The sequence below is a fragment of the Paraburkholderia sp. MM5482-R2 genome (assembly GCF_050436125.1).
GTDB classification, from domain to species: domain Bacteria; phylum Pseudomonadota; class Gammaproteobacteria; order Burkholderiales; family Burkholderiaceae; genus Paraburkholderia; species Paraburkholderia tuberum.
On record NZ_JBNDLP010000002.1, the window covers coordinates 1,422,493 to 1,438,746 of the forward strand.

The window sequence follows — 16,254 nt, forward strand, 5'->3', positions numbered from 1 at the left end:
CCGCGAGCGCGTCAGAAGCTATCGTCGCTGGTTCGCAACATAAGTGAGTTGTCTCAATTGAGGTGTGGCCCAAGAAGCCCTCCTGTCAACTGGACGCGCCGCTTGAACCCGAGCCACAAGCCCGGCAGAGAGCACCCGATCAATTTTTTGCCGAAAATTCGAAAGGTGAATCAATGAATATGCCCAGCGCGGATTTCTCCACGTCGGATACGACCCCCCATCACGAAGCAGACTCTATCGGCGCCACCGTGCTCATGAAGGCACTGGCCGACGAAGACGTCGAGTTCATCTGGGGCTATCCCGGCGGCTCGGTACTCTACATTTACGACGAGCTGTACAAGCAGGACAAGTTCCAGCATGTGCTCGTGCGCCACGAGCAGGCCGCCGTGCATGCCGCGGACGCCTACGCGCGCTCCACCGGCAAGGTCGGCGTGTGTCTCGTGACCTCCGGTCCCGGCGTCACCAACGCGGTGACCGGCATCGCGACCGCCTATATGGATTCGATCCCGTTGGTCGTGATCAGCGGCCAGGTGCCGACTGCCGCGATCGGTCAGGATGCATTCCAGGAATGCGACACGGTCGGCATCACGCGTCCCTGCGTGAAGCACAACTTCCTCGTGAAGGACGTGCGCGATCTCGCCGCCACGGTCAAGAAAGCTTTCTACATCGCCCGTACCGGCCGTCCCGGCCCAGTGCTGATCGACATTCCGAAGGACGTGTCGAAGACGCCGTGCCAATACGAGCCGATCAAGAGCGTTTCGCTGCGCTCATACAACCCGGTCACGAAGGGCCACTCCGGTCAGATCCGCAAGGCGGTGTCGCTGCTGCTGTCGGCGAAGCGTCCGTATATCTACACCGGCGGCGGCATCGTGCTCGCGGATGCGTCGCGTGAATTGAACCAGTTCGCCGATCTGCTCGGCTATCCGGTCACCAATACGCTAATGGGTCTGGGCGGCTACCGCTCGAGCGACAAGAAATTCCTCGGCATGCTCGGCATGCACGGCACGTACGAAGCCAATATGGCGATGCAGCACTGCGACGTGCTGATCGCGATCGGCGCGCGCTTCGACGACCGCGTGATCGGCGATCCGAGCCACTTCGCGTCGCGGCCGCGCAAGATCATCCATATCGACATCGATCCCTCTTCCATTTCCAAGCGCGTCAAGGTCGACATTCCGATCGTCGGCGACGTGAAGGAAGTGCTGAAGGAGCTGATCGAGCAGTTGCAGACGGCCGAGCATGGCCCCGACGCCGCGGCGCTCGCCGACTGGTGGAAGGACATCGAAGGCTGGCGCGCGAAAGATTGCCTGAAGTTCGACCGCAAGAGCGACATCATCAAGCCGCAGTACGTGGTCGAAAAGGCGTGGGAGCTGACCGACGGCAACGCGTTCGTGTGCTCCGACGTGGGCCAGCACCAGATGTGGGCCGCGCAGTTCTACAAGTTCAACAAGCCGCGTCGCTGGATCAATTCCGGTGGCCTCGGCACGATGGGCTTCGGCTTACCGGCCGCGATGGGCGTGAAGATGGCCCATCCGGACGACGACGTGCTGTGCATCACGGGCGAAGGCTCGATCCAGATGTGCATCCAGGAGCTGTCGACCTGCAAGCAGTACGACCTGCCGATCAAGATTATTTCGCTGAATAACCGCTATCTGGGCATGGTGCGCCAGTGGCAGCAGATCGAATACAGCAAACGCTATTCGCATTCGTACATGGATGCGCTGCCGGACTTCGTGAAGCTCGCCGAAGCGTACGGACACGTGGGCATGCGCATCGAGCGCACGGCCGATGTGGAACCGGCGCTGAAGGAAGCGCTGCGCCTGAAGGATCGCACGGTGTTTCTCGACTTCCAGACCGATCCGACCGAAAACGTCTGGCCGATGGTTCAGGCCGGCAAGGGCATCACCGAGATGCTCATGGGTTCGGAAGATCTTTAACGACGGGGCGTCTGGATAACTCCAGCGCCGGCTTCGTGATGCGCGCCTTCAAAAAAGGCGAGGGCAGACGAAGCGGCGCCGCTCCGCTCGCAGACATCGACACATCATCTGGAAGAAGCGAAACATGAGACACATCATTTCCGTCCTGCTGGAAAACGAACCAGGCGCGCTGTCGCGCGTGGTGGGTCTGTTCTCCGCACGCGGCTACAACATTGAAACCTTGACGGTGGCTCCGACCGAAGACCGTTCGCTGTCGCGCATGACCATCGTCTCCGTTGGCTCGGACGACGTGATCGAACAGATCACGAAGCATCTGAACCGCCTGATCGAGGTGGTGAAAGTGGTCGACCTTACCGAGGGCGCCCACATCGAACGCGAGCTGATGCTGATCAAGGTGAGGGCGGTCGGCAAGGAACGTGAGGAGATGAAGCGGATGGCGGACATTTTCCGCGGCCGCATCATCGACGTCACCGAAAAGACCTACACGATCGAATTGACGGGGGCGAGCGACAAGCTCGACGCCTTCATCGAGGGGCTCGATTCCACGGCGATTCTCGAGACGGTCCGCACGGGCAGCTCGGGCATCGGTCGCGGCGAGCGCATTCTGAAGGTCTGACGTCGCGTTTCGCAAGGCCGGGCAACGCGGTATCGCCCGGCTGGCAATAACAACATTCGCAGTACCTGAATTTCTCTGAATCATCGAATCTAGCCAAGGAACCGACATGAAAGTTTTCTACGACAAGGACGCCGATCTCTCCCTCATCAAGGGCAAGCAGGTCACCATCATCGGCTATGGCTCGCAAGGCCATGCGCACGCGCTGAACCTGAAGGAAAGCGGCGTGAACATCACGGTCGGTCTGCGCAAGGGCGGCGCATCGTGGAGCAAGGCTGAAAACGCCGGCCTGCAAGTCAAGGAAGTCGCGGAAGCGGTGAAGGGCGCGGACGTCGTCATGATGCTGCTGCCGGACGAGCAGATCGCCGACGTGTACGCGAAGGAAGTCCACGCGAACATCAAGCAGGGCGCAGCGCTCGCGTTCGCGCACGGCTTCAACGTTCACTACGGCCAGGTGATCCCGCGTGCCGACCTCGACGTCATCATGATCGCGCCGAAGGCGCCGGGCCACACGGTTCGCGGCACCTACTCCCAAGGTGGCGGCGTGCCGCACCTGATCGCGGTTGCGCAGGACAAGTCGGGCGCGGCGCGCGACATCGCGCTGTCGTACGCAGCGGCTAACGGCGGCGGCCGGGCCGGCATCATCGAAACGAACTTCCGCGAAGAAACCGAAACCGACCTGTTCGGCGAGCAGGCTGTGCTGTGCGGCGGTACCGTCGACCTGATCAAGGCCGGCTTCGAAACGCTGGTCGAAGCGGGTTACGCGCCGGAAATGGCGTACTTCGAGTGCCTGCACGAACTGAAGCTGATCGTCGACCTGATCTACGAAGGCGGCATCGCGAACATGAACTACTCGATCTCGAACAACGCCGAGTACGGCGAGTACGTGACGGGGCCGCGCATCGTGACCGCTGAAACGAAGAAGGCGATGAAGGCCGTGCTGACCGACATCCAGACCGGCGAATACGCGAAGAGCTTCATCATCGAGAACAAGGCTGGCGCACCGACGCTGCAATCGCGTCGCCGTCTGACGGCCGAGCACCAGATCGAGCAGGTTGGCTCGAAGCTGCGCGCGATGATGCCGTGGATCGCGAAGAACAAGCTCGTCGACCAGTCGAAGAACTAAGCGTCTCGACGTAACGAGGTTCGGCGCGGCGCTTCGGTGCGGCGGCCGGACCAGTCAAAAAGCCGTCCAAGGGTGCTGAACCCTGGGCGGCTTTTGCTATCCTACGGTTTTACAAAAACACAGAAGCCATCCATGAATTACCCTCATCCGATCATCGCGCGAGAAGGCTGGCCGTTCATCGCCATCGCGGCCGTCGTTGCATTACTGGTTCACGCCTTCGGGGGGTTCGGCTTTGCGTGGCTCTTCTGGCTGATCCTGATCTTCATCGTGCAGTTCTTCCGCGACCCGGCGCGTCCGATTCCGACGCAGGCCAACGCGGTGCTGTGTCCTGCCGACGGTCGTATCGTCGCGGTAGAAACCGCGCATGATCCTTTTGCGAATCGCGAAGCGCTGAAGATCAGCGTGTTCATGAACGTATTCAACGTGCACTCGCAGCGCTCGCCCGTCGACGGTGCGATCTCGAAAGTCGAATACTTTCCTGGCGCCTATCTGAACGCGGCGGTCGATAAAGCCTCGCTCGAAAACGAGCGCAACGCGGTCGTGATCGAAATGGCCGGCGGCCAGACGGTCACGTCGGTGCAGATTGCCGGGCTGATCGCGCGGCGGATTCTTTGCTACGTCCGTGCAGGCGAGCCGCTGACCCGCGGCCAGCGTTACGGATTCATCCGCTTCGGTTCGCGCGTCGACGTGTATTTGCCGGTGGGCAGCCGTCCGCGCGTGTCGATCGGCGAGAAGGTGTCGGCGTCGTCCACAATCCTCGCCGAGCTGTAAAGCGGCATACAGGAGGTTGTCCGAATGGCCGCATTCAAACCGCGTCGACCCCGCAGCAGTGGACCGCTGCCGCGGCCGTTTCGTCGCAACAAGCCGCCGGTGGTCACGGAGTCGCCGGTCGCCGACAGCCGGCGCGCGCAGCGTCAGCAGTTCCTCAGAAAACGCGGCATCTACCTGCTGCCGAACGCATTCACCACGGCCGCGCTGTTCTGCGGCTTCTTCGCCGTCGTGCAGGCGATGAACGTGCGCTTCGAGATCGCCGCGATCGCGATCTTCGTCGCGATGGTGCTCGATGGCATGGACGGTCGCGTCGCGCGCATGACGCATACGCAAAGCGCGTTCGGCGAGCAGTTCGACAGCCTGTCGGACATGGTGTCGTTCGGTGTTGCGCCCGCGCTCGTGATGTACGAGTGGATCCTGAAGGACCTCGGCCGGTGGGGCTGGCTCGCGGCGTTCGTCTATTGTTCCGGCGCGGCGCTACGGCTCGCGCGTTTCAACACGAATATCGGCGTGGTCGACAAGCGTTTTTTCCAGGGCATGCCGAGCCCGGCCGCGGCGGCACTGATCGCCGGTTTCGTGTGGCTCGCCACCGACAACCGCGTGCCGCTGAAGCTCGTCTGGCTGCCGTGGGTCGCCTTCGTGCTGACCATCTACGCGGGCGTGACGATGGTGTCGAACGCGCCGTTCTATAGCGGCAAGGCGCTCGACGTACGGCATCGCGTGCCGTTCGGCGTGATCCTGCTGGTGGTGGTCGCCTTCGTGCTGGTGTCGTCCGATCCGCCGTTGATGCTGTTCGGTCTGTTCGTGCTGTACGGTCTGTCCGGCTACGTGTTCTGGGCGTATCAGGCGGTGCGCGGCCGGGCCAATCCGGCGCGTTCGATGTCGCACGACCGTTGAGGATTTGAACCGCGCTGCATCGCAGCGACGTACGAAAAACGGCAGCCTGTAGGCTGCCGTTTTTCGTTGGTTGGTGCCGTTACGCGGTCGCTTCGGACAGCGCCGCAGGCCGCCCCGGCGCGCATTGCGCGGTGGCTGGAATGCCGCTATAGTCGTCGGATCAGTGCGTGGGCGTGGCCGATTTTGCCGGGTCGGCGAGGCCGTTCGCTGCGCCGCGCCATCATGCTTCGTTCACGCCCTTATGCGTTTTTGCGTTCCGTCCGCACCGGCCGCGATCATCGTGATCGCCCTACCTTGCCAGCGGCGGCGCTCATCGTCCCATTCCAAAACCAAGTCTCACATCTGAACGACTCCCGAGGAGGCCCGACATGTCCGACAAACTGATCATTTTCGACACCACGCTGCGTGACGGCGAGCAATCGCCCGGCGCGTCGATGACGAAGGAAGAGAAGATCCGCATCGCCAGGCAACTCGAACGGATGAAAGTCGACGTGATCGAAGCGGGCTTCGCGGCCAGCTCGAACGGCGACTTCGACGCGATCCATACGATCGCCGGCCTCGTGAAGGACAGCACGATCTGCTCGCTTGCGCGCGCGAACGACAAGGACATACAGAAGGCCGCCGACGCACTGAAGCCGGCCGATCATTTCCGCATCCACACGTTCATCGCAACGTCGCCACTGCACATGGAGAAGAAGCTGCGGATGACGCCCGAGCAGGTATTCGAGCAGGCCAAGCTTGCGGTGCGTTTCGCGCGCAAGTTCACCGACGACGTCGAATTCTCGCCGGAAGACGGCAGCCGCTCGGATTTGGACTTCCTGTGCCGTGTGCTGGAAGCGGTGATCGCCGAAGGCGCGACCACGATCAACATCGCGGACACCGTCGGCTACGGCGTGCCGGAACTCTATGGCCAACTCGTGAAGACGCTGCGCGAGCGCATTCCCAACTCGCACAAGGCGGTGTTCTCCGTGCATTGCCACAATGACCTCGGCATGGCGGTCGCGAATTCGCTCGCCGGCGTGCAGATTGGCGGCGCGCGCCAGGTCGAATGCACGATCAACGGTCTCGGCGAGCGCGCGGGCAATACGTCGCTCGAAGAAATCGTGATGGCGGTGAAGACCCGCAAGGATTACTTCGGACTCGACGTCGGCCTCGACACGACTCAGATCGTGCCGGCCTCGAAGCTCGTGTCGCAGATCACTGGCTTCGTCGTGCAGCCGAACAAGGCCGTGGTCGGCGCGAACGCTTTCGCGCACGCGTCGGGCATCCATCAGGATGGCGTGCTGAAGGCGCGCGATACCTACGAAATCATGCGCGCGGAAGACGTGGGTTGGGCCGCGAACAAGATCGTGCTCGGCAAGCTGTCGGGCCGCAATGCGTTCAAACAGCGTCTGCAGGAGCTTGGCATCGCGCTCGACAGCGAAGCCGAACTGAACACCGCGTTCGCGCGCTTCAAGGAACTCGCCGATCGCAAGGCGGAGATCTTCGACGAAGACATCATCGCCATCGTCAACGAGGAATCGGCGGAAGCGCACGAGAAGGAGCACTACAAGTTTCTGTCGATGTCGCAGCATTCCGAAACCGGCGAGCAGCCGCACGCGAAGGTCGTGTTCTCGGTAGAGGGTAAAGAGATCACCGGCGAAGCGCGCGGCAACGGACCGGTCGACGCCACCCTCAACGCGATCGAAACGGAAGTGGGCAGCGGCTCCGAACTGCTGCTGTACTCGGTCAACGCGATCACGACCGGCACGCAGGCGCAGGGCGAAGTGACCGTGCGGTTGTCGAAGAGCGGGCGCATCGTCAACGGCACGGGCACTGATCCGGATATCGTCGCGGCATCCGCGAAGGCATATTTTTCGGCGCTCAACAAGCTGTATTCGAATGCGGACAAGGTGAATCCGCAGCGCTCGGAGTAACGCGAGCATGGCGCGCCGGTAGCGCGCGATCGCTTGTGTGAATCGGAGGAGAAGCCCCGTGGTGCTCAGCACACGGGGCTTTTTTCTGCCGTCATCGCGCAGCTGCGGCGGCGCGATATGACGAAACTACTCCGCCGTGGTGCGCCGCAGCGACCAGCCGCGCGTTGCGCGGGCCTGCTCGCGGACTTGAAATCTGACGTCGACGGTAATCCCACGGCGAGGCGCATCGGCGACGAACGCGTCCAGCAGTTCGCGCACGTCGTGATCGACGAAATCGGCGCGTGTCGCATCGACGATAACGGTGGCGCCATCCGGAATCTGCTGCAGATAGTGCTTGAGCGGCACCTTACCGAGAAACGACACGTCCTTGCGAAACGACAGCAGGTAGTGATCGCCATGCTGCGCGAGCACGATCGGGCCGCGCAGGTTTGCGTACAGCGCAAACAGCATGCTGCACAGGATGCCGAGCACGATACCGATCAGCAGATCGGTGACGAGCACACCGACGACTGTGACGATAAATGGTGCGAACGGCGCGAATCCCTGCCGCGCGAGCCCGGCGAACAACGACGGCTTGGCGAGTTTGAACCCGGTGAAGATCAGGATCGCGGCAAGGCAGGCGAGCGGGATCAGGTTGATCACGCTCGTGAGCGCGAACACGCTGACGAGAAGCAACACGCCGTGAACGATCGCCGAGAGTCGGCTTTTTGCACCGGCATGGACGTTCGCGGAGCTACGCACGATCACCGCGGTGATCGGCAGGCCGCCGATCGCACCCGCGATCAGATTGCCCACGCCCTGCGCCTTCAGCTCGCGATCGGGAGGCGCGCGGCGGCGCTCCGGATCGATCTGTTCGACCGCTTCGAGGCTCAGTAGCGTTTCGAGACTTGCGAGGATGGCGATCGTGATCGCAACGCGCCATATGTCGGGATTGACGAGCTGGGCGAACCGTGGGCCGAAGTCGGCCGACGCGAGCACGGCCTGCAGTGCCGCGAACGATTCCAGCGACGGCAACGCGACCCGCCCCTCGGCGGGCGGCGCCAACGATGGCGCGACGAGATTGAGGGCGAGCGTCGCGCCGATGCCGAGCAGCACCACCGCGAGCGGCGCGGGCATGATGCGCACGACAGCGAAGCGGCGCAGCGCGCGCGTTTCCCAGCCGGCGAGGATCGCGAGCGACAGCAGTGTGATCAGCACGGCGGTCGGTGAGATTGGGCCGAGCGGCGTTGCGACCGCCGCCGCCGACTGGCCGGAGTCGGCGGTGCCGGACAGCCCCAGCGCAACGGGAAACTGCTTGAGGATCAACAGCACGCCGATGGCCGCGAGCATCCCCTTGATCACCGGCGACGGCACGTAGGCGGCGAACCGGCCGGCCTTGAGCATGCCGAAGCCGAACTGGATGACGCCCGACAGCAGTACGGCCAGCAGGAAAGCGGAAAAGCCGCCAAGCCGTGCGATGCCGTCGACGACGATCACGACGAGGCCCGCGGCCGGGCCGCTCACGCTCAGACGCGAGCCGCTCAGCGCGGCAACCACGAGCCCGCCAATGATGCCGGACACCAGTCCGGCAAACGGGTCGACGCCCGATGCGTGAGCAATGCCGAGGCAAAGCGGCAGGGCCACCAGAAAAACGGCCGTTCCGGCGAGCACGTCGCTCTGGAGCGCGGAGAAAGAGGTTTGATTATCCATGGTGTCGAAGAGCGAGAGGTGGGACGATGGGCGACGAACAGGTATGGCCCGATGACGATTCCGCTGTCGGCTCCGTCCGCGGTTCGAATGGGACGGGCGACGCGCTTCGCTAGGCCGCGCTGTGCGCCGCGGTCGTGCAGGTCATCGCGTCGTCGGCGGTATAGCCGGAGGTGAGAACCTTGATGCGCCCGTCGTCGAGCGCAAAGATCCAGCCGTGCACGAGCGGCGCCGGCTCAGCCTCGTGCACGATCGGGCTCGCCCGTAGCTGCCGCACCTGTTCGAGCACGTTCAGCTCGGCGAGGCGATTGACGCGATCCGGCTCGGTCGCCGCGCCGTCCAGCTCCGAGTGATGTGTTTTGGCGAGTGCGCAGAGCGGCGCGATACGGCGGTTCACATGGGGCAGCGCGGGGTCCGGCGGCAGCAGCGCGGCGCGCACGCCGCCGCAGCCATAGTGGCCGCAGACGATCACATGACCGACCTTGAGCACCCGCACCGCGTATTCAAGGACGCTCGCGACGTTATCGTCGCCGGGATGAAACAGGTTGGCGATGTTGCGATGGACGAACAGATCGCCGGGCTCGCAATGCGTGATCGTTTCGGCGGGCACGCGGCTGTCCGCGCAGCCGATCCAAAGAATGTGTGGATTCTGTCCGCGCATCAGGTCGCGAAAAAATGCCGGATTACGCGTCGCGGTTTCATGAGCCCACGCAACGTTGGCGACCAGCAGGTGTTTGGGTCGGTTCATCGTAGCAACTCCGTATGAGAGGCAATTGACCTGGCACCGGACCGAAACCGCGTCTGCACGTGATTGCGAGCCGGCGCCCGAACGGCGTTTACAATAACCTTTCTTTCGCAAAATTGTTGGCGTAAACAGGATAAAATTCTGTTTTATGCTTAAACAATAAAAAAGCCGCCTATCGAAGGCGGCTTTTTTGAGATTTGGTGCTTCTTCCGAACAGGGTGCTCAGTGCTCAGAACAGGTTGCGGCGGTCGGGGTCGTGTAGCGGGTCGGGGGTCTTCTGCGTGAGGCGCAAGATGCCCTGGTCATCGAAGTAGAAGTTGTACATCATGTACCAGACGTTGTCTTCGAGATAGCGATAGGTCCAGACTTCGCGCCTCATCAGCGGGAAGTACGACGTTTCGACCGGGCGGCCGAAGTTCACCAGCACGTCGCCGCGTGTCCATTTGCCGATCTCGGCGCGGTAGAACTCGTTGGGCTGCAGCACCTGGCGCATGTTGATGATCTTGCCGGCTGCGTTGATGTCGGCGGCGGTGGTGGTTTCGCCCATCGGTTGGGTCGGCCACATCAGACGCTTGCCGCCGTCGGGCAGATCATAGGTTTCGCGCGGCGGACCGAGACGCGCGATGACCGTCGATGCGTCCGCTCCCTGTTGATACTGCTGCCACGGCTGGGCGCAGCCGGCGAGCGCGAGCACGCTCAGGCAAACGAGCGCGGCGCGGCGCAGACTGGCGCCGGCCGGGGCTGTGATAGCAGCCGCCGTGGGGTGGTGGCGGTTCGGCATGTATTCCTCCGATGGCGTTTGAATAGCGGTTCTTATCATCGAAACGCACCATTTTGACACGCGCTGTGGCGAAAGAACGGCGTTGCTTGAACGTACGTCGCCACCAAACGGTAACGGATGCGCCGGCTTGCCTATTCCGTGCGCGTCATCCTATGATCCGCGCTTCGAAGATTCAGAGCGGACGACCATGACGGCGATGTGGCGAGGGGCGGCGGCGGTTGCGCTGACGGCGATTTCGATGGCAGTGGCGGGAGTTGGCGTGGCTGAGGCGGCGAATCCGGCCTCGACGGGCGCGAGTCAGGCGTCCGCGCAGGGGACCGTTCCGCCCGCCGGCAAGCCGGGGAGCCGCGCGGCCACGCTGGCGGCAAGCCCGGCCGGTAATCACGCAAGCAAGTCCGCCAGCCTGCCGGCCGGCAAACTCACCGGCACGCCAATCCAGCTCGCGCTGATCGAAGGCATGTCCGGCCCGTTCGCGAACGCGGGCGCGGCGGTCGAGCGCAATCTGCGTTTCGGTGTCGAGCAGGTCAACGCGCACGGCGGCGTGGAACTCGCGGACGGCGCGCATCCGTTCGAACTCGTCGTGCTCGACAGCAAGGGCAGCACGGAGGAAGCGCTGACGCAATTGCGCGCGGCCGCGGATCGCCATATCGGCTACATCCTGCAGGGCAATAGCTCGGCGGTCGCCGCGGCGCTGATCGGCGCGATCGAGAAGCAGAACAGCCGCGAGCCGGACAACCGCGAACTGTTCCTCAACTACTCCGCCGACGACCCCGCGCTCACCAACGCGGACTGCAGCTTCTGGCACTTCCGCTTCGACGCGCACGCCGGCATGCGGATGGCCGCGCTCGCCGAGGTGATCGAGCGCGACAAGGCGGTGAAAAAGGTGTACCTGCTGAACCAGGATTACAGCTTCGGACACGACGTGAGCAGCCTCGCGCGTTCGACGCTCGCGGCGAAGCGTCCCGACATCGCGGTGGTCGGCGACGAATTTCACCCGATCGGCCGCGTGAAGGATTTCGCGCCGTACATCGCGAAGATCCGCGCGAGCGGCGCGGACGCCGTGATCACCGGCAACTGGGGCAACGACCTGACGCTGCTCGTGAAGGCGGCGCGCGAGCAGGGCCTCGACACGAAGTTCTACACGTTCTACGGCAACAGCCTCGGCGCGCCGGCCGCGCTTGGCGACGCAGGCGTGGGTCACGTGATCGCGGTGGCCGAGTGGCATCCGAATGTCGGTGGCGCGGCCTCCGACGCGTGGTACGCGGCGTTCCGCGCGCGCTTTCCGGCCGCCCGGGACGACTATCCGGTGCTGCGCATGCCACTGATGATCGAAACGCTCGCCGCCGCGATGAGCCGCGCCGGCAGCGCCGCTCCGACGGCGGTCGCGAAAGCGCTCGAGGGCATCCGCTTCGACAACGGTATTCACGCATCGTGGATGCGCGCCGATGACCATCAGCTGATCCAGCCCCTCTACGTGATGCAGATGGACAAAGCCGGCACACCCGGCGTGCATTTCGATAACGAAGGGTCGGGCTATGGCTTTCGCACGGTGCTGGCGATACCAGCCGAACGCACCCTATTGCCGACGGTCTGCCGGATGCGGCGCCCCTGAGCGCCCGCGAGCGACACTCAATCCGCCTTGCTGGCCCGGGGTTCGCGGCCGGAATCGGCTGTGCTACAATACGCGTCCCGTTGTTGGGCTGGGTTCTGATTCAGTTAATTCAGCCACGAACGGGACTCAGTAAATTGTGAAACGGGTATCCCACGGCACGGCCTTTCTTCCGTGACCGCCTGTCCAGTTATCAAGGAAATTGACATGTCCGCAGTTGAAGCAAGCAAGAAGTCCGAAGTCGTCGCGCAATTCGCACGCGCAGCCAACGACACCGGCTCCCCCGAAGTTCAGGTCGCGTTGCTCACGACCCGTATCAACGAACTGACCTCCCACTTCAAGGAGCACACGAAGGATCACCACAGCCGCCGCGGTCTGCTGCGCATGGTGAGCCGCCGTCGCAAGTTGCTCGACTACCTGAAGGGTAAGGACGCGGATCGTTACCGCAGCCTGATCGAGAAGCTGGGTCTGCGTAAGTAATCGGCCAGTCGTTCAGCAAGATGCCTGTGTCAGTTTCGCTGATACAGGCATTTTGTTTTTGCGCGGCGCGCTTCGTGTAACGCGCACCGCCTGTGATCCGCGGCGTATGCCGGTTCGCGCGGCGTCTACGGGCAAGCGCAGTAGCAGTAGCAGAACAGCAGTAGAAGAAGCAGTAACAGGAAACAAGGCCGGGCTTCAGGGGGGAGTTTTGTGTCATTCCAGCGGTTCGCGCGCAGTCGCAGCACGTGGCTCTCTGGAATGGCATAGCACGACTCTTCCCATGCGGCGCCGGCTTGGCGTTGCCGCGCCGCTCCGGTCCGCGCGGCATTACGATGAGGAAAAGCAATGACTATGTTCAATAAGATCGTCAAAGAGTTTAAGTGGGGGCAGCACAACGTTCGCCTCGAAACCGGTGAAATCGCTCGCCAGGCGGGCGGCGCGGTGATCGTCGACGTCGAAGATACCGTGGTGCTCGCCACCGTGGTCGGCGCGAAGACCGCGAAGCCGGGCCAGGACTTCTTCCCCCTCACCGTCGATTACATCGAAAAGACTTACGCCGCCGGCAAGATCCCGGGTGGCTTCTTCCGTCGCGAAGGCCGTCCGTCGGAAGGCGAGACGCTGATCTCGCGCCTGATCGACCGTCCGCTGCGTCCGCTCTTCCCGGAAGGCTTCTACAACGAAGTGCAGGTCGTGATTCACGTGCTGTCGCTGAATCCGGAAATCCCCGCCGACATCCCTGCGCTGATCGGCGCCTCGGCGGCGCTCGCGGTGTCCGGTCTGCCGTTCAACGGCCCGGTCGGCGCGGCGCGCGTGGCCTACATCAACAACGAATACGTGCTGAACCCGACGCGTCCGCAGATGAAGGAATCGGCACTCGACCTCGTCGTCGCCGGCACGGAACGCGCGGTGCTGATGGTCGAATCGGAAGCGCAGCAATTGAGCGAAGAAGTGATGCTCGGCGCCGTCGTGTTCGGTCATGAACAGATGCAGACCGCGATCGACGCGATCCACGAACTGGTCCGCGAAGGCGGCAAGCCCGAGTGGGACTGGCAGCCGGCCGCGAAGAACGAAGCGCTGATCGCACGCGTGACCGAATTTGCGCAAGCCGAACTGCTCGCCGCGTACCAGATCCGCGACAAGCAGGCTCGCTCGACCAAGCTGAAGGAAGTCTACGCGGCGACCTCGGCGAAGCTCGAGGAAGAAGCTGCGGCAGCGGGCACCGTGGCGGCCGACAAGGCGTCGGTCGGCAACGTGCTGTTCGACATCGAAGCGAAGATCGTCCGTACGCAAATCCTGAACGGCGAGCCGCGTATCGACGGCCGCGACACGCGCACCGTGCGCCCGATCGAAATCCGCACCGGCGTGCTGCCGCGTACCCACGGCTCGGCGCTGTTCACGCGCGGCGAGACGCAGGCGATGGTGGTCGCGACGCTCGGCACGAAGGGCGACGAGCAAAACATCGACGCGCTCGAAGGCGAGTACCGCGAACGCTTCATGCTCCACTACAACATGCCTCCGTTCGCGACGGGCGAAACGGGCCGCGTCGGTTCGCCGAAGCGCCGTGAAATCGGTCACGGCCGTCTCGCCAAGCGCGCGCTCGTCGCGTGCCTGCCGAGCGCCGACGAGTTCGGCTACTCGATCCGCGTCGTGTCGGAAATCACCGAGTCGAACGGATCGTCGTCGATGGCTTCGGTGTGCGGCGGTTGCCTCGCGCTGATGGACGCCGGCGTGCCGATGAAGGCGCACGTCGCCGGTATCGCGATGGGCCTGATCCTCGAAGGTAATCGCTTCGCGGTGCTGACCGACATTCTCGGCGACGAAGATCACCTCGGCGACATGGACTTCAAGGTCGCGGGTACGGAACAAGGCGTGACCGCGCTGCAGATGGACATCAAGATTCAGGGCATCACGAAGGAAATCATGCAGGTCGCGCTCGCGCAGGCGAAGGAAGGCCGCATGCACATCCTCGGCAAGATGACCTCGGCCGTGGCCGGCGCGAACACCCAACTGTCGGAGTTCGCACCGCGCATGATCACGATCAAGATCAACCCGGAAAAGATTCGCGACGTGATCGGCAAGGGCGGCTCGGTGATCCGCGCGCTCACCGAAGAAACCGGCACGACGATCGACATTTCGGATGACGGCGTCGTCACGATCGCGAGCACGAACAGCGAAGGCATGGCCGAAGCGAAGCGTCGTATCGAAGCGATCACGATGGAAGTCGAAGTGGGCCAGGTGTACGAAGGCACCGTGCTCAAGCTGCTCGACTTCGGCGCGATCGTGAACATCCTGCCGGGTAAGGATGGTCTGCTGCATATCTCCGAGATCGCGAACGAGCGCATCAAGGACATCAACGACTATCTGAAGGATGGCCAGCAGGTGAAGGTCAAGGTCATCCAGACGGACGAGAAGGGTCGTGTGCGTCTGTCGGCGAAGGCATTGCTGAACGACGCGCCGCAAGGCGAGCCGACGCCGCAGTAAGGCGGTAGCGGACAAACGGCCGGCCGTGTCATGCGCGCCGGCCGTTTTTCATGCAGGATGGATTGCGTTGCGCATTCGAATCGCAGCGGTGCGCTACGGCAGACGGCAGCAACGGGTAGGTAACGCAATCCAATCTTGGAGTTGACGCAGATGAAAGCGATCGAAATCACTGAATTCGGTGCGCCGGAAGTCCTCAAGCTGGCGGAGCGTCCGACGCCGCAGCTCAAGGCTGGCGAGGTGCTGATCAAGGTGGCGGCATCCGGCATCAATCGTCCGGACGTGTTTCAGCGCAAGGGCGGCTATGCGCCGCCGCCGGGAGCGTCGGATCTGCCGGGGCTGGAGGTGGCGGGCGAGATCGTCGGCGGCACGATCGACGCGAAGAACAACCCGTTCGGTCTGAAGATCGGCGATCGCGTGTGCGCGCTGCTCGCGGGCGGCGGCTACGCGGAATATGCGGCCGCGCCGCTGCTGCAATGCCTGCCGGTGCCGACGGGGTTGTCGGATATCGAAGCGGCTTCGCTGCCCGAGACTTTTTTCACGGTGTGGAGCAACGTCTTCAATCGCGCGCAGCTCGGCCAGGGCGAGGGCGGTGCGAATGAAACGCTGCTCGTGCAGGGTGGTTCGAGCGGCATCGGCGTGACGGCGATCCAGATTGCGCACGCGCTCGGCTTCCGTGTGTTCGCGACCGCGGGCTCGGACGAAAAGTGCCGCGCGTGCGAAGCGCTCGGCGCCGAACGCGCGATCAACTACAGGACTGAAGATTTCGTCGAAGTCATCAAGTCGCTGACCAACGATCGTGGCGTCGACGTGATCCTCGACATGGTGGCAGGCAGCTACGTGCCGCGCGAATTGTCGGCTCTCGCCGACGGTGGCCGTGTCGTACTAATTGCGCTGCTCGGCGGCGCGAAGGCGGAGCTGAACCTGAACGAAGTGTTGCGCCGCCGTCTGACGGTTACCGGTTCCACACTGCGACCACGGCCGATCGAGTTCAAGGCGCAGATCGCCGCGCAACTGAAGGAGCGCGTGTGGCCGCATCTCGAAGCTGGGCGCATCAAGCCGGTCGTGCATCGCGTGTTTCCGGCCGCCCAGGCTGCCGACGCGCATGCGCTGATGGAAAGCGGCACGCACGTCGGCAAGATCGTGTTGACGTGGGGTCAGGAGGCTGGACGTCATCGGTTTGACCCGATCCACCCCACGCAGTAAAATTGCGCG

The 16,254-nt window shown here is 63.4% G+C and carries 13 protein-coding genes; 10 read left to right on the forward strand and 3 right to left on the reverse strand.

The window, feature by feature from the left end:
* The first annotated feature begins 173 nt into the window (after positions 1–173).
* The 6 genes from OKW37_RS09445 (at position 174) to OKW37_RS09470 (ending at position 7,260) form a co-directional block, all read left to right on the forward strand.
* On the forward strand, positions 174–1,937 hold the full coding sequence (locus tag OKW37_RS09445; protein WP_429406825.1) for an acetolactate synthase 3 catalytic subunit: 1,764 nt from the start codon (positions 174–176) through the stop codon (positions 1,935–1,937).
* Positions 1,938–2,061: 124 nt separating this feature from the next.
* A complete protein-coding gene (gene ilvN / locus OKW37_RS09450; RefSeq protein ID WP_018420000.1) occupies positions 2,062–2,553 on the forward strand; it encodes an acetolactate synthase small subunit in 492 nt (163 codons plus the stop codon).
* A 106-nt stretch (positions 2,554–2,659) separates the two neighbouring features.
* Positions 2,660–3,676 carry a ketol-acid reductoisomerase gene (gene ilvC, locus OKW37_RS09455; RefSeq protein ID WP_008920617.1) on the forward strand — a complete coding sequence of 339 codons (1,017 nt, stop codon included), beginning with the start codon at positions 2,660–2,662 and terminating at the stop codon, positions 3,674–3,676.
* A gap of 132 nt (positions 3,677–3,808) precedes the next feature.
* Positions 3,809–4,447, forward strand: a complete 639-nt coding sequence (locus OKW37_RS09460) for a phosphatidylserine decarboxylase (RefSeq protein WP_429406823.1) — start codon at positions 3,809–3,811, stop codon at positions 4,445–4,447.
* Positions 4,448–4,471: 24 nt separating this feature from the next.
* Entirely contained in the window at positions 4,472–5,344 is an 873-nt protein-coding gene (gene pssA, locus OKW37_RS09465; protein ID WP_018420002.1) for a CDP-diacylglycerol--serine O-phosphatidyltransferase, read from the forward strand.
* Between the two features lie 368 nt (positions 5,345–5,712).
* Positions 5,713–7,260 (forward strand): 2-isopropylmalate synthase, encoded by a 1,548-nt coding sequence (locus OKW37_RS09470; RefSeq protein WP_184010172.1) that lies wholly within the window; start codon positions 5,713–5,715, stop codon positions 7,258–7,260.
* Positions 7,261–7,386: 126 nt separating this feature from the next.
* Here the strand turns inward: OKW37_RS09470 and OKW37_RS09475 are convergent, their stop codons facing one another.
* From OKW37_RS09475 to OKW37_RS09485, 3 genes are all read right to left on the reverse strand, one after another.
* Positions 7,387–8,949 carry a SulP family inorganic anion transporter gene (locus OKW37_RS09475; RefSeq protein WP_184059338.1) on the reverse strand — a complete coding sequence of 521 codons (1,563 nt, stop codon included), beginning with the start codon at positions 8,947–8,949 and terminating at the stop codon, positions 7,387–7,389.
* Positions 8,950–9,058: 109 nt separating this feature from the next.
* Positions 9,059–9,694 (reverse strand): carbonic anhydrase, encoded by a 636-nt coding sequence (locus OKW37_RS09480; protein ID WP_018420005.1) that lies wholly within the window; start codon positions 9,692–9,694, stop codon positions 9,059–9,061.
* A gap of 226 nt (positions 9,695–9,920) precedes the next feature.
* Positions 9,921–10,472: a hypothetical protein gene (locus tag OKW37_RS09485; protein WP_184059334.1), complete on the reverse strand. Its 552-nt coding sequence runs from the start codon at positions 10,470–10,472 to the stop codon at positions 9,921–9,923.
* Between the two features lie 187 nt (positions 10,473–10,659).
* Here OKW37_RS09485 and OKW37_RS09490 point away from each other — a divergent pair, with 187 nt between their 5' ends.
* The 4 genes from OKW37_RS09490 (at position 10,660) to OKW37_RS09505 (ending at position 16,245) form a co-directional block, all read left to right on the forward strand.
* Positions 10,660–12,084, forward strand: a complete 1,425-nt coding sequence (locus OKW37_RS09490; protein ID WP_429406820.1) for a branched-chain amino acid ABC transporter substrate-binding protein — start codon at positions 10,660–10,662, stop codon at positions 12,082–12,084.
* A gap of 204 nt (positions 12,085–12,288) precedes the next feature.
* Complete coding sequence (rpsO, locus tag OKW37_RS09495) at positions 12,289–12,561, forward strand: 30S ribosomal protein S15 (RefSeq protein ID WP_008920609.1); 273 nt, start codon at positions 12,289–12,291, stop codon at positions 12,559–12,561.
* Positions 12,562–12,906: 345 nt separating this feature from the next.
* Entirely contained in the window at positions 12,907–15,042 is a 2,136-nt protein-coding gene (pnp, locus tag OKW37_RS09500; RefSeq protein ID WP_429356883.1) for a polyribonucleotide nucleotidyltransferase, read from the forward strand.
* 150 nt (positions 15,043–15,192) lie between these two features.
* On the forward strand, positions 15,193–16,245 hold the full coding sequence (locus tag OKW37_RS09505) for an NAD(P)H-quinone oxidoreductase (RefSeq protein ID WP_429406818.1): 1,053 nt from the start codon (positions 15,193–15,195) through the stop codon (positions 16,243–16,245).
* Positions 16,246–16,254 lie beyond the last annotated feature (9 nt).